Source organism: Pseudomonas carassii, from assembly GCF_036324045.1.
In the GTDB taxonomy this organism is placed as follows: Bacteria; Pseudomonadota; Gammaproteobacteria; order Pseudomonadales; family Pseudomonadaceae; genus Aquipseudomonas; species Aquipseudomonas peradeniyensis.
In genome coordinates this window covers 53469-75532 of the sequence record NZ_JAZDCT010000027.1, presented here as the reverse complement: position 1 = coordinate 75532, position 22064 = coordinate 53469, and the positions used below count along the sequence as shown (strand labels likewise).

At 63.7% G+C, this 22064-nt stretch carries 17 protein-coding genes; 13 read left to right on the top strand and 4 right to left on the bottom strand.

Annotated elements, in window-relative coordinates; genetic code table 11:
• Positions 1–6 precede the first annotated feature (6 nt).
• Positions 7–1311, bottom strand: a complete 1305-nt coding sequence (locus tag V0R62_RS19150) for an MFS transporter (protein ID WP_330104851.1) — start codon at positions 1309–1311, stop codon at positions 7–9.
• 239 nt (positions 1312–1550) lie between these two features.
• Between V0R62_RS19150 and V0R62_RS19145 the strand changes: the two genes are divergently transcribed.
• A complete protein-coding gene (locus tag V0R62_RS19145; RefSeq protein ID WP_330104850.1) occupies positions 1551–2471 on the top strand; it encodes a LysR family transcriptional regulator in 921 nt (306 codons plus the stop codon).
• 132 nt (positions 2472–2603) lie between these two features.
• Positions 2604–3464 (top strand): RHS repeat-associated core domain-containing protein, encoded by an 861-nt coding sequence (locus V0R62_RS19140; protein WP_330104849.1) that lies wholly within the window; start codon positions 2604–2606, stop codon positions 3462–3464.
• Between the two features lie 58 nt (positions 3465–3522).
• Here V0R62_RS19140 and V0R62_RS19135 read toward each other — a convergent pair whose 3' ends face one another.
• The 3 genes from V0R62_RS19135 to V0R62_RS19125 all read right to left on the bottom strand — a co-directional run bounded on the left by V0R62_RS19135 (position 3523) and on the right by V0R62_RS19125 (position 5498).
• On the bottom strand, positions 3523–3789 hold the full coding sequence (locus V0R62_RS19135; protein WP_330104848.1) for a type II toxin-antitoxin system Phd/YefM family antitoxin: 267 nt from the start codon (positions 3787–3789) through the stop codon (positions 3523–3525).
• Positions 3740–4480, bottom strand: coding sequence for a hypothetical protein (locus V0R62_RS19130; protein WP_330104847.1), 741 nt, complete (start codon positions 4478–4480; stop codon positions 3740–3742). Before V0R62_RS19130 ends, V0R62_RS19135 begins: the two co-directional genes overlap by 50 nt.
• 271 nt (positions 4481–4751) lie before the next feature.
• Positions 4752–5498, bottom strand: coding sequence for a sulfite exporter TauE/SafE family protein (locus V0R62_RS19125; protein WP_186734299.1), 747 nt, complete (start codon positions 5496–5498; stop codon positions 4752–4754).
• 244 nt (positions 5499–5742) lie between these two features.
• On the opposite strand from V0R62_RS19125, the gene V0R62_RS19120 reads away from it, so the two are divergent.
• The 11 genes from V0R62_RS19120 (at position 5743) to V0R62_RS19070 (ending at position 21978) form a co-directional block, all read left to right on the top strand.
• Positions 5743–9138, top strand: a complete 3396-nt coding sequence (locus tag V0R62_RS19120) for an Ig-like domain-containing protein (protein WP_330104846.1) — start codon at positions 5743–5745, stop codon at positions 9136–9138.
• Positions 9139–9194: 56 nt separating this feature from the next.
• The gene (locus V0R62_RS19115; protein WP_330104845.1) at positions 9195–10160 is read left to right on the top strand and encodes an SCO family protein; all 966 of its coding nucleotides are present in this window, start codon (positions 9195–9197) and stop codon (positions 10158–10160) included.
• Positions 10161–10235: 75 nt separating this feature from the next.
• Positions 10236–11513: a bifunctional O-acetylhomoserine aminocarboxypropyltransferase/cysteine synthase gene (locus V0R62_RS19110; protein WP_330104844.1), complete on the top strand. Its 1278-nt coding sequence runs from the start codon at positions 10236–10238 to the stop codon at positions 11511–11513.
• A 64-nt stretch (positions 11514–11577) separates the two neighbouring features.
• Complete coding sequence (locus V0R62_RS19105) at positions 11578–12342, top strand: hypothetical protein (RefSeq protein WP_330104843.1); 765 nt, start codon at positions 11578–11580, stop codon at positions 12340–12342.
• A gap of 536 nt (positions 12343–12878) precedes the next feature.
• On the top strand, positions 12879–13898 hold the full coding sequence (locus tag V0R62_RS19100) for a helix-turn-helix transcriptional regulator (protein ID WP_330104842.1): 1020 nt from the start codon (positions 12879–12881) through the stop codon (positions 13896–13898).
• Between the two features lie 82 nt (positions 13899–13980).
• Positions 13981–15081, top strand: coding sequence for a hypothetical protein (locus tag V0R62_RS19095; protein WP_330104841.1), 1101 nt, complete (start codon positions 13981–13983; stop codon positions 15079–15081).
• A gap of 56 nt (positions 15082–15137) precedes the next feature.
• A complete protein-coding gene (locus V0R62_RS19090; RefSeq protein WP_330104840.1) occupies positions 15138–16760 on the top strand; it encodes a hypothetical protein in 1623 nt (540 codons plus the stop codon).
• Complete coding sequence (locus tag V0R62_RS19085; RefSeq protein WP_330104839.1) at positions 16739–17050, top strand: YkgJ family cysteine cluster protein; 312 nt, start codon at positions 16739–16741, stop codon at positions 17048–17050. The genes V0R62_RS19090 and V0R62_RS19085 overlap by 22 nt, the downstream gene beginning before the upstream one ends.
• A 1-nt stretch (position 17051) precedes the next feature.
• Positions 17052–18380, top strand: coding sequence for a hypothetical protein (locus V0R62_RS19080; protein ID WP_330104838.1), 1329 nt, complete (start codon positions 17052–17054; stop codon positions 18378–18380).
• 167 nt (positions 18381–18547) lie between these two features.
• Positions 18548–20302 (top strand): flavin monoamine oxidase family protein, encoded by a 1755-nt coding sequence (locus V0R62_RS19075; RefSeq protein ID WP_330104837.1) that lies wholly within the window; start codon positions 18548–18550, stop codon positions 20300–20302.
• Positions 20299–21978, top strand: coding sequence for an alpha-keto acid decarboxylase family protein (locus tag V0R62_RS19070; protein WP_330104836.1), 1680 nt, complete (start codon positions 20299–20301; stop codon positions 21976–21978). The genes V0R62_RS19075 and V0R62_RS19070 overlap by 4 nt, the downstream gene beginning before the upstream one ends.
• The last annotated feature ends 86 nt before the right edge of the window (positions 21979–22064 follow it).

Genomic DNA, 22064 nt, shown 5'->3' with positions numbered 1-22064 from the left:
CCAGATTCAGGCCAGCTCGAGCTGCCGGCTACGGGCGTACCGGCGCGTCAGCGCCAGCACGCAGACCAGGGAAGTGCAGGCGATCAGGCTGTAGAAGACCGCCATCGGCCACCATTGGCCGGTGAAGCTGTGCGCCAGCCAGGTGCCGATCAGCGGGGTCAGCCCCCCGGCGATGGCGCCGCAGACCTGATAGGCCAGGGAGATGGCGGTGTAGCGCACGCGGGTGTCGAACATGCCGCTGACATACCCGGCGATCACCGCGTAGAACGACGCCATGCACGCCGCCGCCAAGGCAATGCCGAGCACGATCAGCGGGCCTTCGCCACTGCTCACCAGCACGAACATCGGGTACGGCGAGGCCATCGCCAGCAGCGCGACCAGCGCCAGGAAGCGCGTGGCGCCGAGCTTCTCCGAGACCCACGACGCCAGGGGCTGCACGCAGAACTGGATGATCGCCACGAAGAACAAGCATTCGAGGATCAGCGAGCGTTCCAGGTGCAACTGCTGGGTGGTGTAGCTGATCATGAAGGTGTTGGTGAAATAGACCCCGGCGATACCCAGGGTGTTGGCGCCGATGCACAGCAGCAGCGGTCGCCACGCGGTACGCAGCACCTCCAGCACCGGCGCCTGCTCCTTGCGCCGGGCCTGCTCGGCCTGCGCGCGGCTGGCGAGGAACTCGGGCGACTCGTTGACCCCCAGGCGAATCGCCAGGCCCACCAGCAGCAACAGTGCGCTGGCCAGGAACGGCACGCGCCAGCCCCAGCTCATCAGGTCGTCTTCCGGCAGGCGGGTGACCGCGCTGAACGCCAAGAGCGACAGGATCAGGCCCGCCGGGCTGCCCAGCTGGGCGAACGAGGCGAAGAAATTGCGGCGCCCCTTGGGCGCATGCTCGCCGGCCATCAGCACTGCCCCGCCCCACTCGCCGCCCACGGCAATGCCCTGGACCACCCGCAGCAGGATCAACAGCACCGGCGCGGTGGCGCCGATCTGCGCGTAGGTCGGCAGCAGGCCGATGGCGACGGTGACCACGCCCATCATCAACAGGGTGATGACCAGTGATTTCTTGCGACCGATGCGGTCACCGATGTGGCCGAAGACGATGCCGCCCAGGGGGCGGGCGAAGAAGCCCACGGCAAAGGTGCCGAAGGCGGCCATGGTGCTGAACAGGCTGTTGTCGGAGGGGAAGAACAAGGCGCCGAACACCAGCGCGGCGGCGGTGGCATAGATGTAGAAGTCGTACCACTCGATCATGGTGCCGATGAACGCGGCGGCGGCGGCACGGCGCGGTTGGGGCGAAGCGGTGGGCTTCATGGGTGGCTCCTTTGGTTGTTTTTCTGGCAGGAGTTTTCGGGTCACGGTAGCGCTCTGGCGGCGCCTGGGCGGCCGCATCGCGGGGCCTGTGTCTCCATCAAGACCTGGAGGCACTGGTGGGAGCGGGCTTGCCCCGCGATGAGGCCTGCACTGCTGGAGATGATTCATCGCCAAGGCCTATAATTCAATTTTCTATTTATTATTCGAATTATTAACCACGCTTATTATCGAGCCCGACCATGTCCGACCGCCTGCTCAACGATCGCCTCGACTGGAACCTGCTGCGCACCTTCCGCGTCATCGGCCAGGAGCTGTCGATCAGCCGCGCCGCCGCCCGCCTGCACCTCACCCAGCCGGCCGTGAGCCAGGCGCTCAAGCGCCTCGAGGACCAGCTCGGACGCCAGCTCATCGCCCGTCGCGGCCCGCGGTTCGTGCTGACCGAGGTGGGCGAGCAACTGTTCCAGCTGGCCGGCGAGGTGTACGGGCAGATGTCGCAGATCGGTGGCTTGCTGGAGCAGCCGGCGGACGAGCTGGTAGGCAAGGTACGCCTGCTGATGATCAGCCGCATCGTCAGCGAACGCTTCGATGATTTTCTCGCCGAGTTTCACCGCCAGCACCCGCGGGTGGAGCTGGAGATCGACGTAATGCGCAGCTCCGACATCGTCGCCGCGCTGCAGGAAAAGACTGCCACCGCCGGCCTGAGCCTCAACCGTCGGCCGCAGCCACGGCTGGAGCAACGGCTGTTCCTGCGCCAGCGCTACGCGTTCTTCTGTGGCAGGCACCACGGGCTGTTCGGCCAGGCCGAAGGCGACCTGCAACGGGAGAACTTTGTCAGTTTTACCAGCGACCAGATCGGCGGCATGCTTTCGCCGCTGACCATCTTCCGCGACCAGCAGGGCTTCGCCGGGCGCATCGTCGCCTCGTCTCCGAGTCTGGAAGAGGTGCGCCGCCTGGTCATTGCCGGTTTCGGCATCGGTTGCTTGCCCGAGCATGTGGTGGCGGCGGATGTAGACGCGGGGCTGTTGTGGAAACTGCCGCCGCACGAGGGGATTGCCGACGTGGACATCCACCTGCTGTGGAACAGGGACCAACGCATGAGCCGTGCGGAAGCGCTGTTTCTAGAAAGCCTGCAACAACACCTTGCGCTCAAGGTGACCTGACATTTTTGACAGTTGCGTTAGAACTGCCAACGTGTACAAATAAAAACTCGACAACGGCGACCTCATAGATACTAGGCGCGTAGTATTTACTTTAACTCCATCGCCGCCCCTCAGCCTCAGTAGGTACGTCCGATGTTAGACATCGATGCGGTGCAGCGAGAGCCCCTCCTTTACGCAACGGACGACTCTAGAACACCAGTATTTCTACACAACCGCCACCAACCCGAATACGTTAGCTTTGACGCCTATGGGCACTTACCTCCTATACGCTTTCTGCTTGTGGGATTTAAAGGCGACAAGATTGAGCCATCGGGTAGCTTTTATCTTTTGGGAAATGGCCGCCGTGCATACAACTACATCCTCAGGCGCTTTCATAGTCCCGACTCCAAAAGCCCATTTGACGAAGGAGGCATCAACGCATACTGCTTCGTTTTGGGGGACCCAATCAACGGCTCTGATCCGTCGGGGAATACCCCAAAATTTAAGAATGACTCGGTAAACCGTTACTATGGTCCATTCGTAGGCCTTTCTGACGACAGCTTTTCTTTCGCATTCTTCACCCCCTCGGTCGACAACCCCGAAACACTGAATTTTAGCTTTCATGCTAAACCAGGATACGCAGTCATAGGTGGTAAAGATTACGATGCAAAAGGATTTGTGGACTTTGCCAGAAACAAGAATCTTCCTATTGACAAGTTCCCCATTAACATAACCGGCTGCCACTCTGCCGATATAAACCCAGACACTGGACAAGCATTTGCTCAAGATATCGCAAATTTGGTTGGCCAGCACGTTACAGCCTACAAAGGCTCCCCTGCAAGTAGAACAAAAATTAAAAAAGCCCCTAAAGGCAGTATTTACCCACACCTAAAATTTGAAGTTCTCACTAAAAATCCATTTAAGAAAAGTGATGGCCGTCACGCCCTCTTTCACTACGAACCGGTCTCGTTTCCCCCATTACAGGAGCACACGTCCAGAGTACGCAACCCCTGACATCCAAAATCAAACTGGGGTTGATATATAATTTGTAACTGCACCAGCAGAAAGTAGCCTATAGGTCATCCAACTCGACCGGGATACCTTTCTCTCCCGCGCGCGCCTTGACCAATGCCACCAGTTCGATCTCTTCCTGTCGTTCCATCATCGCCTCGTAGAGTTCAGCGGGCACCCTATAGCCCATGACGCGATTATGGTTGAGGACTGCCACTGGTTTCCCCTGTGCATCGGCCATGACTGCCGTAGGATTCTTATTTAATTCCGAGACAGGCCTACAGAGGATGCGAAATACTCGCTGCCCTTGCCCGCCCCAGCCATGCATAGGCCAATGCCAGTAACCCCAGCACCAACCCGACGAACACCGCCACCACCACCTGGCTGTAGCGCGCCAGCAGCGCCGGGAACCCCACCACCTCGCGGGTCACCTGGATATCGGCGCTGCCGTCGGCATCGCGGATGCTGATCCCGCCCTGGCGGATCTGCGAATAGTCGGCGTCGAAGTACACCCAGACCTTGCTTTCGCTCACCCCGTCGATGGCCGGCAGGTCGATGCTGCTGGTGGGCGTCGGCACCAGCGTGTCGTTGCCGGCGGCGTCGCGCACCTGCACCAGGCCTTTGGCCGGCAAGCGAATGTGCACGGCCTTGAGCGGCGCCTGGGCGGGGTTGTACAGCTCGATGAGCAGGCCGGTGCGGTGATCCACCAACCCGGCCTCGAACGGCCTGGCAAACAGTTGCAGGTAGGGAGCCTGGGCCAGGTCGACCAGTTTGTCGATCTGCGGATGACTGAGGGCGCCGGCGCCGATCTCGCTGATCTGCGTGTGCAGCCGCTCGTACTTGAGCAGGTCGTTAGCCTGGCTGATGCGCTCGCTGAACTGGCCCGGGTAGGTGAGATGGGCGTAGGTCAGGCGCGCCTGCAGGCGGTCGTCTTCGCGCAGCACGGCATAGAGCGTGGCGGCGAAAGCGACCAGGGCCAGCAGGCCCACCAGGGATTTACCGACTTTTTCCCAATTCACCTTGAGGGTTCCTTGTTTTACAGGGGTGACAAGACGCAAGGCAGGCAAGGGTGCCAAGAACACCGGGTTCGGGCAAGGGTTGGCTGCCTGTGATGAAGCGGTCTTGCGCGAAGATCGGCATGTACGCGCTCCCCCTGTAGGAGCGGCCTTGTGCCGCGAAAGGGCTGCGAAGCAGCCCCGGGGTATTGGCGTACATGCACAGATCACGGGGCCGCTTTGCGCTCCTTTCGCGACACAAGGCCGCTCCCACAGGGGAGAGCGATCGGCCGCATCAACCCCGCGCCAGCAAACCCGGCACCGCCACCACCAGCATCGCCACCCCGGACAAGGTCAGCAACCCCAGCACGATCCGCCGAAACGCCAGTTCACTGATCCCCAGGTACAATCGCGTGCCCAGCAGCGTCGGCACGGCCATCGCCAACGCCACCACCGCGAACGCCGGCAGCAACGCCGGGGTCACCAACCCGCTGCCCAGGTAGGTGAGCATGGTCACCGCCAGCATCGACAGGTTGAAGTTCTGGATCACCGCCCGCTGGGTGTCGCGCTCGAAACCGCGCAGGGTGCACCAGAGCGTCGGTACGGTACCGGTAAAGCCGCCGATGCCGCCCAGCACCCCGCCAACCATGCCCACCGCGCCGTCGGCCAGGCGCCCGCCTTGCAGACGCGGCAGGCGCGGCGCCAGCAGCATCAGCGGGCACCACACTACCAGCAGCGTGCCGAACACCGCCTTGAACCACAGCATGTCCAGGTAAGGCAGCACCCACACACCCAGCGGAATCCCCGCCAGGCCCCCCAGCACGAAGGGCCACAGCAACGTCCAGCTGAAGCCCCGACGCACGCTGAACACCGCGATCAACTGCCCGGTAAGGCTGCCGAACACGGTCAGCACAGCCGCCACCCGCGGCTCCAGCCCCCAGGCCCAGAACGACATGGCCACCATGCCGAAGGCAAAGCCCGACAGGCCCTGGACGAAACCGGCGACGATGGCGCCAAGGGCGATGAGATAGAGCGGATCCATGTGGGCTCCCTGCGACGATCGATGACATCGGCTGGGGAGCATTCCCCACCCAGCAATGGGTGTCCAGCCCCAGGTTTGCGGCAACACCTTGAGCGTTTCTCGTTCGCAACACCGCAACATCTTGAAACAACTGGCGTTTGGCCATTTACCGCTTGGCACAGCCGTTGCTGACCCCTGTTCAAGGCACATCGCCGCTCCTCGAGTGGCAACAGATGCCAGTCTGCACAACACGGGGCATACGGCAATGAAGAAACCAGCTGCAACATCGACCCAGGTGTTCAGGTTGTCCTCCCTCACAGCACTGCTGCTCAGCCTGGGGCTGGCCAGCGCGGTCGCCGGGTCGCTCGACGACGTGAGCCAGCCACCACCCACCGATCCTTCCGCCTACAGCGACCCGCCCGCCACGCCAGAGGACCAGGCGGCGGCGTTGGAGGCCTTGAAAACAATGCCCGAGGCCAATGAAGGCTCGCTGGAGCTGACCAATGGCGTCTACGGCACCCGCGCCACGGTGACCAGCAACAACGTGCTGCCCCCCGCGCTGCAGACCTCGCGCAAGTACCCCACCAACGGCAAGCCCAGCCCCCTGTTCGGCGCCGAGCCGTTCACCCAGCAGTTGCTGTTGCTCGAAGAATTCGGCCCGGAAAAACTCGACCCGGCCACCCCGCCCTACTCCATGACCTTTCCGCCGCCCGTGATCGGCGCGGCCCCCGCCCAGGACCCCGACTACGCCGCCCGCAGCGGCCCCAACGGCAACGCCCTGGAGGCGTTCCTGACCCAGCCGGGGCTGACGCCGTTCCCGTCGCAGTACGCCAACGTGCTCGACCGCAACCCGTGGAAGGCGCAGATCGAGATGTTCCTCAACCGCAGCGGGGTCGGCTCGCCCGCCGAAGGCCGGCCGCCAGGAAAGGGCTGGTCGCACCAGCGCTGGAACGAGTTCTACCCCCAGGCCGCGTTCAAGACCGCCCAGGCCGGGGCGCGCATCAACCAGGGCCTGCGCGACCGCAAGCAACTGCACAACTACGCCAAGGGTGAGTTCGCCCCGGGCGGGCTGTACTACCAGACCTCCGACATCCCCACTACCCTGGGCACCACCAAGGGCATCGATACCCGCTTCCACCCGAAAATGCCCCTGCAAGGGCACAAGGCGCTGTGGACCTTCGACGGCACCTTCCCGGTCAAGCTGCTGATGGTGCGCTACGGCCAGCCGGTGCTGATGCGCCACTACAACGCCCTGCCGATCGACCCGTCGGCCAACAACGGCTTCGGCCTGCACACCCTCTCCACCCACGAGCACAACGGCCACTCGCCGGCCGAGAGCGACGGCTTCGCCAACGCCTACTTCTTCCCCGGCCAGTACTACGACTACCGCTGGCCGATCCAGCTGGCCGGCTACGACACCATCAACACCCGCGCCCAGGACCCGCGCGCCGCCTTCCCCTGCGCGCCAGGCGAGACCCTGTTCGTCAACGACGCCTCCCCAGGCCTGAAGACCTGCGAAAACGGCAGCATCAAGATCCGCGGTGACTGGCGCGAAACCATGAGCACCCACTGGTTCCATGACCACATGCTCGATTTCACCGCGCAGAACGTCTACAAGGGCAACGCGGTGATGATGAACTACTACTCGGCCATCGACCGCGGCAACGAAGCCCTGCAGGACGGTGTCAACCTGCGTTTCCCCAGTGGCGCGGCGATGCCCTGGGGCAACCGCGACTACGACGTCAACCTGTTGATCGCCGACAAGGCCTGGGACGCCAACGGCCAGCTGTGGTTCAACCCGTTCAACACCGACGGCTTCCTCGGCGACCAGATCCTGGTCAACTGGCAGTACCAGCCCAAGCTCAAGGTGCGTGCACGCAGCTACCGCTTCCGCATCCTCAACGGCTCGGTGTCGCGTTACTTCAAGTTTGCCGTGGTGCGTGAAATCGCCGGCACCAGCGGCGAGTTCAAGGGCCCGACCGGCTCCAACCTTTCCTACGCCCGGGTGCCGTTCCACATGATCGCCAACGACGGCAACATCATGGAACACGCCGTGCCGTTCGACGGCACCCTGGACCTCAACGGCGACGGCAACCTGCAGGACAACAACGCCATCATGCCGCTGCAGGGCATTGCCGAGCGCTACGACATCATCATCAATTTCGCCAAGAACGGGATCAAGGTCGGCGACAAGCTGTACTTCGTCAACCTCATGGAACACGAGACCGGCAAGGGCCCTAAACAGCCCATCGCCCTGGCCGATGTGCTGTCGGGCAAGTACAAACCCGTGATCAGGCAGACCAGCAACGGCCCGGAATGGGATGGCGGCGACCCGGTGGTCGGCAAGTTCATGCAACTGATCGTGCAGCCCTACACCGGCCAGGACGTCAGCATGGACCCGAGCCTGTACGAACCGGCCAAGCCCGGCAAGGCCGCGGGCCTGGTGATGATCCCCCTGCCCATCGACCGCAACAGCGCCAGCGATCAGGTCAAGATCAAGGCCGCGCGCCACCGCGAGTTCCTCTTCGGCCGTTCCGACGGCACCGACAGCACGCCCTGGACCATCAAGACCGACGGCGGTTTCGGCTACACCATGGACCCGCGACGCATCAGCGCCGCCCCGCAACTGGCCAACGAAGCCAGCGACGCGGGCTTCAGCGGCGACGGCACCCTGGAAGTGTGGAAGATCAAGAACGGTGGCAACGGCTGGAGCCACCCGGTGCATGTGCACTTCGAGGAAGGGGTGATCCTCAGCCGCGACGGCAAGGCGCCGCCGGAATGGGAAAAATGGGCGCGCAAGGACGTCTACCGCATCGGCCCGGACGCTGATTCGTCGGAAGAAGTGGAAATGGCCATTCGCTTCCGCGAGTTCGCCGGCACCTACATGGAGCACTGCCACAACACCCAGCACGAGGACACCTCGATGCTGCTGCGCTGGGACCTTGAGCACCCCGGCCAGTTCCAGCTGATGCCGACGCCGCTGCCCGGCTGGGATGGCGTGGAATACGTCAACTCCGCCGCCCTGCCGACCTTCCGCACGGCCAGCAGTGGCACCGGCAACGACGGCAACAAACCGCCGGTGGCGGTGAACGACAGCGCCGCGACCATGGCCGGCAAGCCGATCGTGCTCAACGTGCTGGCCAACGACACCGACCCAGACGGCAACCTGCCGCTGAGCATCAGCAGCCTGGCCCAGCCCGACTCTGGCCAGGGCACGGTGAGCAGCAACGGCACCCAGCTGACCTACACCCCGCCGGCCACGGTCGCCACGGCATTCACCGCCAGCTTCACCTACGCCGCGCGCGATGCCAAGGGCCTCGAGTCGCTGGCGCCGGCCACCGTGAGCATCGCGGTCTCGCCGGCGGTACCGATGGACCAGATCCAGGTCAGCAGCGCCACGGTGCAGTTACGCAGCAACAGCCGCTGGACCTGGGAAATCGCCGGGACCACCACGGTGGCCGCCGGCAACAGCATCCGGGTCTCCACCAACACCACCAGCGGGCCGCTCGACCTGGGCCTGGCGACCCTGACCACCAGCGGCAGCGGCGCGCGCTGGAAGCTGTCGGTGACCACCACCGGCAGCGGCCCGGCCTCGCCACCGGCGGTAACGGTGAAGTCGGCACTGGGGCAGAGCGTGACGGTGCCGCTGAGTATCAAGTGACGTCGTGCAAGGGGCCGCTACGCGGCCCTTTCATGCCAACCCAAGAGGGTCAGACCATGCCCCGCCTCTGCCGCCTGCTGCTCCTGCTGCTGCTCACCCTCAGCCTTTCCTGGTCGCTGCCCCCCAGCACCCGCGCAACGCCCTCCACGCCTTGGGGCGCCGACTACTTCCCCAACATCCCCCTGCTCACCCAGGACGGCCAGCAGGTGCGCTTCTTCGACGACCTGATCAAGGACAAGGTGGTGGCCATCAACTTCATCTTCACCGGCTGCGGCGACTCCTGCCCGGTGGAAACCGCGCGCCTGCGCCAGGTGCAGAAGCTGCTGGGCGAGCGCGTGGGCCAGGACATCTTCATCTACTCGATCAGCATCGACCCCTACAACGACACCCCCGCCACCCTCAAACGCTACGCCGAGAAGTTCGCCATCGGCCCCGGCTGGACCCTGCTCACCGGCGAAGCCGCCGACATCGAACAACTGCGCCGCAGCCTCGGGCTGTACATCGAGGGCCTGGAGAACGGTCGCAGCAAGGACCACAACCTCAGCCTGATCATCGGCAACCAGGCCACCGGCCGCTGGATGAAGGCCTCGCCCTTCGAAAGCCCGTACATCCTCGCCGACCGCCTGGCCAACAGCCTGCACAACTGGAAGACCGCCAGCGCCCAGCGCCTCGACTACACCCAGGCCCCGGATATCCGCCCGCCGAGCGCCGGCGAACAACTGTTCCGTACCCGTTGCTCGTCGTGCCATACCCTGGGCGAGGCCGAGCCCGGCGCCACCCGCGGCATTGGCCCGGATCTGCTGGGCGTCACCCGACAGCGCGAAGAGCAGTGGTTGAAACGCTGGCTGATGGAACCGGACCGGATGCTGGCGGAGAAAGACCCGCTGGCGATGCTGCTGTACGCGCAGTACAACCAGCTGGCGATGCCCAACATGCGCCTGGGCGAAACCGAAGTGACCGCGCTGATCGGCTATCTCGAGGAAGAGACTCAACGGCGCCAGGTGCCCTCGACGCAACGTTGAACCTCGACCCTTGACCGCCAGCGCTGCCCCAGCCCATGCTCAACCGCTTCCACCCCACGCTCAAGGAACGACCGCATGAAGCTGGAAACACTCGCCATCCACGCGGGCTTCAGCCCCGACCCGACCACCAAGGCGGTGGCCGTGCCGATCTACCAGACCACCTCGTTCGCCTTCGACGACACCCAGCACGGTGCCGACCTGTTCGACCTCAAGGTCGCGGGCAACATCTACTCGCGCATCATGAACCCCACCAACAACGTGCTCGAGCAGCGCATGGCCGCACTCGAGGGCGGGGTCGGCGCGCTGGCGGTGGCCTCGGGCATGGCCGCCATCACCTACGCCATCCAGACCGTCGCCGAGGCCGGCGACAACATCGTCTCGGTGGCCAAGCTGTACGGTGGCACCTACAACCTGCTGGCCCACACCCTGCCGCGCATGGGCATCACCACTCGCTTCGCCGCCCACGACGACATCGCCGCCCTCGAGGCGCTGATCGACGAACGCACCAAGGCGGTGTTCTGCGAGTCGATCGGCAACCCCGCCGGCAACATCGTCGATATTGCCGCGCTGGCCGAGGCGGCCCACCGCCATGGCGTGCCGCTGATCGTCGACAACACCGTGGCCACGCCGATTCTCTGCCGCCCGTTCGAGCACGGCGCCGATATCGTGGTGCACTCGCTGACCAAGTACATCGGCGGCCACGGCACCAGCATCGGCGGCATCGTCATCGACTCGGGCAAGTTCCCCTGGGCCGATCACAAGGAACGCTTTGCCCTGCTCAACACCCCCGACCCGTCCTACCACGGCGTCACCTACACCGAGGCTTTCGGCCCCGCCGCCTTCATTGGTCGCTGCCGCGTGGTGCCGCTGCGCAACACTGGCGCCGCGTTGTCGCCGTTCAATGCCTTCCTGATCCTGCAAGGCCTGGAGACCCTGGCCCTGCGCATGGAGCGCCATACCGAGAACGCGCTCAAGGTTGCCCGCTACCTGCAGGAGCACGACCAGGTAGCCTGGGTGAAGTACGCAGGCCTGCCGGACCACCCCGAGCACGAGCTGGCCCGGCGCTACACCGGCGGCAAGCCTGCATCGATCCTGTCGTTCGGCATCAAGGGCGGCCAGGCGGCCGGGGCGCGCTTCATCGATGCGCTGCAACTGGTGGTGCGCCTGGTGAACATCGGCGATGCCAAGTCGCTGGCCTGCCACCCCGCCTCCACCACCCACCGCCAGCTCAACGACGAAGAGCTGGAGAAAGCCGGCGTGCCGCGCGACATGGTGCGCCTGTCGATCGGCATCGAGCACAGCGACGACATCATCGCCGACCTCGCCCAGGCACTGGAGGCCAGCCGCGGCTGATTGACCCGCGCCCCACCCAATGCCGACGGCGGGCGCCACCCTTGCAGAACCGGAACCCCGTGCAATGACCCTTTTCTACCTGAAACTCCTGGTCACCCCACTGCTGATGTGGGCCATCTCCCTTGCCTCGCGGCGCTGGGGCGGGCTGCTTGGCGGGCTGCTGTCCGGGCTGCCGATCACCTCGGCCCTGGTGATGACCTTCCTGTGCCTGGAACAAGGCACGGGCTTCGCCCTGGGCGCGGTGCCCGGCGCGCTGGGTGGGCTGGCGGCGGTGCAGGCCACCTACACCGTCTACCTGTTCGCCACGCGCAGGGTCGGCATCGCTCCGGCGGTCGCGCTGGCAATCCTGTTCTATGGCTTGGCGGCCTATGCCTTCACCCACTGGGGTGGGCTGTACCTGTCGGTGGCCGTGGCGCTGCTGCTGATCGGCGTGCTGATCCGCGCCAGCGGCCGCGAGCCCAAGCCCGACACCCTCGCCCGTCCCCGACACCGGTATTGGGAGATCCCCCTGCGCATGGTGTCCGCCACCTCGCTGCTGATGGTCACCACCAGCCTGGCCAGCTGGCTGGGGCCGGCGACCAGCGGGATGCTGGCGCCGATCCCGGTGATTGCCTGGCCGTTGGTGGTGTTCGCTCATGTGCAGGGCGGTCGGGCCGGGATGGCGGCGATGGTCAGGGGCAATGCGATTGGCGCGGTGGGGGTGATTGCGTTCTACCTGGCGATGGCGGGGTTGCTGGAGCGGCTGGGGGTTGCCGTGACCATCAGCCTGGCCATGGGCGTGGGTGTGATGTTGACCGTCGCGCTGGCAGCAGCTTTGCGACGATCCTGAGCCTGTGAAGGATCGTTATCTCCTTGCGCAGTGCCACAGACAGAACACGGGATTGGCCCTTTCAATCTCCTGGTCGCCCGAGAGCGATAGCAAACTCCCGGCGCCCCATGCACAAAGCCTTCAAGGCCTCGCCGCAGAATGTCGAAGAAGCCGCTTCGACCAGCCAGGACGCCACTAGAACCCTGCATTCGAGCACCAATCTCCAGCGTGCTGGCTCCTGAGTATCGCGACGCAGCTTGTCGCCCTCCTGGTCAAGACTACCCCCACTCCCCCAAGAGCACCTGAATATGAAAAACCTGTTTGCCATCATCGGCTTTGCCGTGGTGCTGAAGAAAGGCCTCGAGTGGTACCACGAGTTCAGCGAACTAAAACGCGAAAAGGCACAACGCCAATGAGCGGAGTAGCACGGGGCGAAGGCACTGCCCATGCCCTTGAATCGCCATCTAAAGCTGGCATACGGCCACCACTCAGCGTTACGATCGACATAGCTGAAGGCCGTACCCGGTCCCAGACTACTCAGAACAAGGTCGTTTTCGATGTCTCAAGCGAAGGACACGCTGCTCAGACTGTTCGCATTGCTACGTCTGATTCCCACTGAACCCCAGCGTATTGCTACCCCCACGTTGCTGGAAAAACTCCGCGATCGTGGCTTTTCAGTGACCCTGCGCTCCATCCAGCGCGACCTGAATCGCCTGTCTATCCCCTTCTCCCTGTTGTGCGATGACAGCGAGATGCCGTTTCGCTGGAGCTTCACACGCAATGCGCCACTGCAGCTGGAGGACATGGATGCTCCCACTGCCCTGGCCCTCTACCTGTCGCAGAACCACCTGCAAGCCTTGTTGCCCCAGTCGGTTCTGGATCAGCTGGGACCGCAGTTCCGCAGGGCTCGTAACTACCTGCACGGCCTGGGTGGCAACGGCCTGGCGGATTGGGCGCGCCGGGTACGCGCGCTACCCAACGGCAAGACTCTGTTGCCTGCGGCAATCGCGCCAGAGGCCTGGACGCAGGTATCTACCGCGCTGCTAGAACGTCGACAGCTGAGAGTCACCTACAGAAGCCGCAGCAAGGATGCCCTAAGGCAGTTTCGGCTGCACCCGGCAGGCCTGGTGTCCCGACATGCGATCAGCTACCTGATTGCCACCGTCGACGACTACGGCGATCTACGCCAGTTCGCCTTGCACCGCATCCAGCAGATCGAGCTCCTCGAAGAACCTGCACGGTTGTACAGCGCGTTCGATGTCGACGACTACATCGCCAGCGGCGTGTTCAATCTGCGCCAATCCGCTACCGAAGTGGAACTGGTCGCCGATATCCACCCGCAGATCGCCGCCCTGCTTCGAGAGACGCCCCTCAGTCATGAGCAGGTGTTGAGCGACTTGCCTGACCGGGACTGGAAACGCCTGCACGCGAAGGTTGCTCTGGACCGCGAGACGCTGTGGTGGATTTTCGGGCTCAACGACAACATCCATGTGCATGCTCCGCAGGTATGGGTCGAAGAGATCCGCCAGCGGTTGCGTTCGATGCATGCGTTCTACCTGGACGCCTGCCCGGCCTGAACAGTTTTGCATCACCCTCGGTTCACCGTGAGCCAAGCAGGCCACACGACAAATACCACTACGCCAACAAAAGGACATTGCCATGCCGCTTCCACTGATTCTCGGCGCCGCCGCCCTGGTTACCGCCGCCTACGGTGCCAAGAAAGGCTACGACGGTTACCAACGCCATTCGGAGGCCGACCTGATTGTCGAGGATGCCCAGAAGCGCTATGACGCGAAGAAACAGCCCTTCGACGAACAAGAGACCAACACCACTTACGCCCTCGACAACCTGGGCAAGAAAGAACTCGAGATCGGTCAGAGCTTCGCTGAGTTCAAGACGTTGGCCGACAAGCTGATGGAACAGCTGAACACCGGCCGCCAGCACAAACTTGAAGTCAACATCCCCCGGCACAACCTGCAGAAGGTCGATGGCTACAGCTACACGGCCGTGGGTGTGCTGGGTACCGTTGCCGGCGCGGGGACCGCAGGCGCCGCAGCAGGCTTCGCCGTATACGGTGGGGTGATGGCCCTGGGCGCAGCGTCAACCGGCACCGCGATTTCATCGCTGGCAGGTGTAGCAGCCAGTAACGCCACCCTCGCGGCCATCGGTGGAGGCTCACTGGCCACCGGAGGCCTAGGTATTGCCGGCGGTACAGCGATCCTGGGAGCTGCGGTGGCAGCACCGGTGCTGGCGATTGCCGGCTGGGCCTACAACAGCCATGGCGAAGAAGCACTGAGGAATGCCCACAAGGTCGCTCAGGAGGTGGCCGGCGCCATTGAGAAGCTCGTCCGGGCCACCGAGATGCTCAAGGAAACCGAACATTACGTGCGCAAGATCCGCCGATCGCTGATGGCCATCTTCGCCCAATTCAACCAGTACTTCGACAACCTCAAGGGCATCGACAGCTTCCTGGAGGACCTCAAGGGCCGCAATGTAGATACAGCTGCGGAGTTGGCCAAGTTCAACGACTCGATCGTACGCACCATCGAGAACGGCTACATGCTGGCCAGCATCCTGGTGAACGTCATCACCACGCCAATCTTCAAGCTCAAGAAAGCCAACGGTGAAATCGTCAAGAACGAAGACGGCGTCCCGACCATGGATCTGGACAAGGATGGCTCGATGATCCTTAACGAAAGCGAACTGGACAAGGTGATGGTCAAGGCCAGCGCCGAAGCCGACGAAGTCGAGCCGGCCTGACGCCTCAAGGGGGGGCCAACCTCCCCTGCCACTTCCCTGAATTCATGGACCTTATCATGCACGCTGCCGCAAAAGACTATCCTTGGGCCGAAGAGCTCGAAAAGACCGTGGTCAACAGCTTGGCCACCAGCTTTGGCCTGGACTTCCTGCTGTTTCAGGACAAGGACGGTGGCGATGTGAACACCATCCATAACGTCCGCAACAACATCTGGGCAACCGATGAGGAGAAGCAGAACTACGAGCAGCGTGGCGCCTATGACCCGGACCCGTACCACAGCCACGCTAATTACATCGCCACGGGCGCGCGGGACAAGTCCGTGCACCAGGCAGGCGAGCTGCACGACCCCTACCGCAACGCTACGCTCGCGCCCTCGCAAAAGCGCAACCTTGATCACGTCATCAGCGCGAAGACGATTCATGATGATGCCGGCCGCAAGCTGGCCGGGCTCGACGGCGTGATGCTGGCCAACCAGAGCAGCAACCTGCAGACCACCCACGAGAGCATCAACAAGTCCAAAGGACAGAGGCCCATCAACGATTATCTGGATGGTCTGCCTGGGCTGATTTACGAACACGAGAGGAAACTGGCCAGCAACCGCCAGCGTCTGGCCAAGCTGCCACGCGATACACCGCAAGAGCAACACCAGGCACGACAACTGGAAGACAAGATCCGCAAGGAAGCGAGCAAGATCGAAACACTCAAGGCGATCGACCCTCAGGAAATGCGCAAACGCGACGAGGCCGCCCGCGCGCCTTACAACGAGCAGATCAACCGCGCCTACTACACCAGCAGCAAGTTCTGGGAGCAGACAGCCTCTGCGTCGCTGAAGAACGGCTGGCAGATGGGCACCCGGCAGATGCTCGGCCTGGTGCTGGCCGAAGTGTGGTTCGAACTGCGCGGCCAACTGCCAGCCCTGCTCGACAAACTCAAGAACCGTTTCGACTTCGAGATCTTCATCGATAGCGTCAATGCCACACTCAAGGGCATCTGGGAGCGGGTACAGAAGCGCTTCACGGACTTTCTCATCGCCTTCAAGGATGGCGTCTTCGCCGGCATCATGGCCAGCGCCACCACCACCCTGTTCAACGTGTTCGCGACCACCAAGGTCATGGCGATCAAGATCATCCGCGAAGTCTGGAGCCAGCTGGTCAAGGCGATCAAGCTGATGATCTTCAACCCAGAAAAACTGGGCTTCGTCGACCTGTGCAAGGCGATCACCAGCCTGATGTCCCTGGGGGCTGCCACAGCGGTGGGAACCATGGCCCATACCCATCTGCTGCCACTGTGCAGCTTCCCGTTCGGCAGTGAGTTGGCCGCCTTCGCCAGCGCACTGCTCACCGGCGTGGTTACCCTCGGCCTGAACTATGTGCTACTGCACAGCCCGATGGGGCTCAAACTTTGGGCATTCGTCGAATCGATCATGCCCCATGCCGATGCAATCCAGCACTTCCAGGCGGTGAATGCAGAGCTGGATCGCTACCTCACCGAACTGAGCCTGCTCGAGTTCAACCTGGATGTCGCGGAACAGGAGGCGTTCGCCCTGACACTGACGGCCTGTAACGACGAACTGCAGCGCAGCCAAGTGCTGCGAGAAGAAGTGGCCAAACGCGATATCGAGCTGCCCTTCGAGGCTGGCAACAGCGCCAGCACACGTCAATGGCTGGCCTCACTGATATGACGTTACCCGCCTTTCCATGCAACAAGTGTGGTTTGTGCTGCCGTAACGTGCACCTGGCCGAGGAAACCCGTTTCCTCGACCGCGGCGACGGTACCTGCCGGCACCATGACACGGCCAGCCGACAATGCACGATCTACGCCAACCGGCCCGAGATCTGCCAGGTAGATCGGCAGTATCAACGGCATTACGCGAATACCTACACCTGGAGCGAGTTCGTCGAGGTGAACCTCCAGGTCTGTAAAGCCTTGGATGAACAGGCCAGTCGCCAGCAAATACACGCAAACCGATGACATGGACCAGAAGATGCTTCGAACCGATTACCTGAAACGTCCCATGGTCGAGCCATTCATCGAATGGCTGGCCGACAACCTGGACAACGGCACTCTCGCCCACCGCTACCACAACCGCCGTACCGGGCCCTGGCAGTGCGCCAGTCTTCATGACGCCTACCGCCAGTACACCTGGCCTGCGTCGACGGGCACCTCCTTCGATGACAACGCGGTCGACCTCGACAAGTGGAAGAGCGCCTTGCAACGCGCGCTTACCCCACGATCAGACGATACTGCTGCCTGCGCCGCGACCACTGGAGTGATGGGCTGGGGCGGTGTGCAGGCGGGCAATGTGCGCTGGCTGCACGCCAATCAGACAGGCTTGGCACAGACGCTGATCGAAGTGCGCGATGCGCTGGACTCGGGAAACATCGACACCCTTGCGCACTCGCTGCGTTTCAATGCCGGGATGACCAAGGTCTATTCGTTGCTCTGCCGAAGCCTGATCATCTACGACAGCCGTGTGGCCGCGGCGTTGGGATGGGCAGTGACCTTGTTCTGCCAGGACAGGCAACTGACGACGGTCCCGGCGGCACTGGACTTCCCCTGGGCACCGGCAAAGAACGCGCCGGACGCCGCCAATCCGAAATGGCGCAACCCTTCCAGTGCGGGGCTGGTCTTCCAGCGTTTGAAGTCCGGGGCGTTGCACGCGCAGTGGAACATGCATGCGAGCTGGCTTCTGGAAGCGGTGCTGTCACACGAGAATGCCAAGACCAGCCAGTTCGCCAGACTGCCTGCACAAACACGACTGCGCGCTTTGGAGGCTGCACTGTTCATGATCGGTTATGACTTGCCGATCTGCGCCAGCGCTGCCCCGTCCGAGGTGAAGACAAGACGGCGCCAGGCAGTGGCAACCTTGGATGACGACTGGCATGAATGCACGACGAAAGGCCACAGCGTCAGTTTTCATTACCGCATCACCCCCAAGGGCATCAGAACCCAGCCAGGGCGGCTGTTTCCAATCGCAACGATCAACGCCACGCTTGATTACTTGCGCGCGAACCTGAAGGGAGCGCCTTTTCCTTTGGCCAATCACGCCGTCAAGGCTCGCCAACCGAATGCTGCGCTTGGCCTGGGGCGTGCCTATTTCATCGCAAGCAGCGGCTGCAACCCACCCGACACCAGCAAACTGGCAGCCGTACTGGAGGACGTGCAACTGATCCAGCGAGTGAACGTGCCGGGTAATGGCAACCTGCACTGGCGCATCAGTCCAGCGTTGCTCGCCACCTCCGATGGGATCGACATCACACCTTGGATCGACGAGTTCATGGAGGCACAGTCGGAAGTCTGAATGGTTGCTGGCAGCCCTTGTCGGAACCCACCTATACAGACCTGCAATCACGCTATGAACGGCCATCCATAAATTCGATGATGGCAAACTGGCATTCCAGCAAACCTCGACAATACTGGCTCGTCACATGGATTTCCTTGCCCACACACAACAAAAGGGAATTTGCGATGAGCCAGCCCCAACCCTTGGACGTCGCCATCATCGGCGGCGGTGTCTCCGGTACCTACAGCGCCTGGCGCCTGCAACAGGCCCACGGCGACAGCCAGCGTATCCAGTTGTTCGAATATGGCGATCGCATCGGCGGGAGGCTGTTCAGCGTCAAGCTGCCCGGTCTGCCCAACGTGGTCGCCGAAGTCGGTGGCATGCGCTACATGCCCGGCGCTGACGGCCATGTGATGGTCGACACGCTGGTGCAGCACCTGGGCCTGCCGAGCCAGGACTTCCCCATGGGCAACGAGCTGCCCAAGGACGCCCCAATCGGCGCCAAGGACAACCTGTTCTACCTGCGTGGCCAGCGCTTCCGGTTCCGCGACTTCATCGAAGCGCCGCACAAGATCCCCTACGACCTGGGCTGGACCGAACGCGGCTACAACCCCGAAGACCTCCAGGTCAACGTGATGAACAGCATCTACCCCGGCTTCGACAAGCTGAGCCTGGCCGAGCAGATGCAAGTGCAGGTGTTCGGCAAGCCGATCTGGCGCTACGGCTTCTGGGACCTGCTCTACCGCGTGCTGAGCAACGAGGGCTACCAGTTCATGAAGGACGCCGGCGGCTACGAGGCGAACGTCGCCAACGCCAGCGCCGTGACCCAGCTGCCGGCCACCGAGTACAGCGATGCCACCGTGTTCCGCACGCTCAAGGATGGCTTCCAGAGCCTGCCGCTGACCCTGGCCCGGCGCTTCACCGAACAGGCCGGCGGCCTGGTGCCCGCCGACCAGCGCATTCAGATGAACCGCCGCCTGGCCGCCCTGAGCTACAGCGACGACACCGAGTACCCCTACCGCCTGCACCTGCGCCACACCGAGACCATCAACGGCAAGACCCACGACCTCGAAGGCGAGGACATCATCCACGCCCGCCAGGTGATCCTCGCCCTGCCGCGCCGTTCGCTGGAGCTGATCGACTCGCCGCTGTTCGACGACCCGTGGCTCAAGGACAACCTCGGCTCGGTGCTGGTGCAGTCGGCGTTCAAGATGTTCCTCGCCTACGAGCAACCCTGGTGGCGCAACCTGGGCCTGGTGGCCGGGCGCTCGGTCACCGACCTGCCGATCCGCCAGTGCTACTACATGGGCACCGAGTGCGAGCAGCCCGGCGGCGAACAGACCTACAACTCGCTGTTGATGGCCTCCTACAACGACATCGGCACCGTGCCGTTCTGGAAAGGCCTGGAAGACGGCCCCGAGTTCGTCGGCTACACCCCGCGCAGCCTCGAAGGCCGCATCGCCAGCGACGCCGTGGTGCCGCGCACACAGTTCCAGATCAGCGACGAGATGGTGCGCATCGCCCAACGCCAGGTCACCCAGTTGCACGCGCAGGTCGAGCTGCCGGCGCCCTACTCGGCGGTGTACCACGCCTGGGACGCCGACCCGTTCGGCGGTGGCTGGCACGAGTGGAAGGCCAACTACCGCCTGGACCTGATCATCCAGAAGATGCGCCACCCGGTGAAGGACCAGCAGGTGTTCATCGTCGGCGAGGCCTATTCCTACGGGCAGGGCTGGGTCGAAGGCGCGCTGACCACTGCCGAGTCCGCGCTGCAGGAGTTCTTCGAGCTGCCCCGCCCCGACTGGCTCCCCGCCGGTTACCAGTTGCTGCCGACCCCGGCGCCGGAAGAGATCGACTACACCACGCCGCCGATGCCCACGCATCCCTCGCAAGTGCTTGAAGGCATCACCCAGACCATCTGCGCGGGGATCAAGCAATGAGCCTCTTCACCGTCGCCGATTACCTGCTGACCCGCCTCAAGGAGCTGGGCCTGGACAAGGTGTTCCAGGTGCCGGGGGACTACTGCTCGAACTTCATGAGCGCGCTGGATGCCTTTGACGGCATCGAGGCCGTGGGCGAGATCTACGAGATGGGCGCCGCCTACAGCGCCGACGGCTACGCCCGGGTGCACGGCCTGGGCGCGGTGTCGCTGCAGTACGGCGTGGGCACCTTCAGCGCGGTGAACGCCATCGCCGGAGCTTATGTGGAGCGCAACCCGGTGGTGGTGATTTCCGCCAGCCCCTCGACCTGCGACCGCCTCAAGGCCAATGCCCAGAACGTGCTGTTCCACCACTCCACCGGCAACTTCGAGGCCGACCGCAACGTGCTGGAGCAGGTGACCGTGGCCTGCGAGATCCTGTCCGACGCGCACCGCGCGCCGTGGCAGATCGACAACGCGCTGATCGCCGCCCTCACCCACCGCCAGCCCATCTACCTGGAGGCCTACCAGGACATCTGGGGCGCCGAGGTCAGCCGCCCTCACGGCCAGCTGACCCCGGCCCCGCGCCCGTCCAATCCCCAGGCCCTGCAGAGCCTGGTCGAGGCCAGCGTGCAGCGCCTGGCGACGGCGCACCAGCCCCTGGTGCTGCTGGGCGTGGAGATCATCCGCTACGGCCTGCAGGACACCGTGCAGCGCCTGATCGAGAGTTGCGGCCTGCCCTTCTCCACCACCCTCGACGCCAAGACCGTGCTCGACGAAAGCCAGGCGCCCTTCATCGGCACCTACGCCGGCCCCGCCTCGCGCCCGGAGACCTCGGCCCGGGTGGATGCCTGCGACTGCATCCTGGCCATCGGCGTGATCTTCACCGACGACTACCTGGACCTGCTCAAGGCCCGCTACGGCCAGATCGTCCAGGTGAACTGCGAACTGGCCCGCGCCGGCGCCGACTACTACCCCAACGTGCGCCTGCCCGACTACGTCGACGCCCTGCTCAAGGCCCTGAAGGTGGACACCCAGTTCCCGCGCCCGGGCGCGGCCCTGGCCGCCTCGCGCCCACTGCTGGGCAGCGGCGCGGTGCCCAGCGCGCTGAGCTACGCGAGCTTCTTCGACAGCCTGGTGAACTTTGCCCAGGAGCATCGCTTGTGGCAGAGCAGCACACTGATCCTCGGCGAGAGCTCGTCGCTGTACGTGGCCAGCAACATCAATGGCATGCCCCGCGGCAGCTTCATCTCCGACGCCATCTGGGGCTCGCTCGGCCACGAGACCGGCTGCGCCCTGGGCGTGGCCCTGGGCAGCGGCCAGCGCCCGGTGGTGGTGGCCGGCGACGGCGGCTTCATGATGGTCAGCCAGTCGCTGGCGGCGCTGGCGCGCAACAAGGTCAATGCCGTGGTGTTCGTGATGAGCAACCAGGTGTATGCGATCGAGCAGGCGTTCGTCGACCCCGCGGCGTTCACCCCGGCGGGTGAGGTCGCGCCGTTCGACACCCTGCCCGGGCTGGACTATACGGCGCTGGCCACTGGCTATGGCGCACTAGGTTACCGGGTGGAGACGGTGGACCAGCTGGAACGGCTGCTGCCGCAGTTGCTGAGGGTGGTGGATCGGCCGGTGCTGGTGGAGGTGAAGATTGCCGAGAAGGACTTTGCCGAGCAGATCAAGCGGTTGGCCGGAGTGAGTTGAGGCTGCTGCGGGGCGGTGGCATCTGGCACCCGCTTTGCTGGTGATCCGGTGCCACGCCACGTGCGACACCCAGACGAAAAAAGCCG

Bases quoted from the DNA above. Each gene is read 5' to 3' on its own strand.
- V0R62_RS19150 (WP_330104851.1), bottom strand. From the start codon at position 1,311: ATGAAGCCCACCGCTTCGCCCCAACCGCGCCGTGCCGCCGCCGCCGCG.
- V0R62_RS19145 (WP_330104850.1), top strand. From the start codon at position 1,551: ATGTCCGACCGCCTGCTCAACGATCGCCTCGACTGGAACCTGCTGCGC.
- V0R62_RS19140 (WP_330104849.1), top strand. From the start codon at position 2,604: ATGTTAGACATCGATGCGGTGCAGCGAGAGCCCCTCCTTTACGCAACG.
- V0R62_RS19135 (WP_330104848.1), bottom strand. From the start codon at position 3,789: ATGCATGGCTGGGGCGGGCAAGGGCAGCGAGTATTTCGCATCCTCTGT.
- V0R62_RS19125 (WP_186734299.1), bottom strand. From the start codon at position 5,498: ATGGATCCGCTCTATCTCATCGCCCTTGGCGCCATCGTCGCCGGTTTC.
- V0R62_RS19120 (WP_330104846.1), top strand. From the start codon at position 5,743: ATGAAGAAACCAGCTGCAACATCGACCCAGGTGTTCAGGTTGTCCTCC.
- V0R62_RS19115 (WP_330104845.1), top strand. From the start codon at position 9,195: ATGCCCCGCCTCTGCCGCCTGCTGCTCCTGCTGCTGCTCACCCTCAGC.
- V0R62_RS19110 (WP_330104844.1), top strand. From the start codon at position 10,236: ATGAAGCTGGAAACACTCGCCATCCACGCGGGCTTCAGCCCCGACCCG.
- V0R62_RS19105 (WP_330104843.1), top strand. From the start codon at position 11,578: ATGACCCTTTTCTACCTGAAACTCCTGGTCACCCCACTGCTGATGTGG.
- V0R62_RS19100 (WP_330104842.1), top strand. From the start codon at position 12,879: ATGTCTCAAGCGAAGGACACGCTGCTCAGACTGTTCGCATTGCTACGT.
- V0R62_RS19095 (WP_330104841.1), top strand. From the start codon at position 13,981: ATGCCGCTTCCACTGATTCTCGGCGCCGCCGCCCTGGTTACCGCCGCC.
- V0R62_RS19090 (WP_330104840.1), top strand. From the start codon at position 15,138: ATGCACGCTGCCGCAAAAGACTATCCTTGGGCCGAAGAGCTCGAAAAG.
- V0R62_RS19085 (WP_330104839.1), top strand. From the start codon at position 16,739: ATGGCTGGCCTCACTGATATGACGTTACCCGCCTTTCCATGCAACAAG.
- V0R62_RS19080 (WP_330104838.1), top strand. From the start codon at position 17,052: ATGGACCAGAAGATGCTTCGAACCGATTACCTGAAACGTCCCATGGTC.
- V0R62_RS19075 (WP_330104837.1), top strand. From the start codon at position 18,548: ATGAGCCAGCCCCAACCCTTGGACGTCGCCATCATCGGCGGCGGTGTC.
- V0R62_RS19070 (WP_330104836.1), top strand. From the start codon at position 20,299: ATGAGCCTCTTCACCGTCGCCGATTACCTGCTGACCCGCCTCAAGGAG.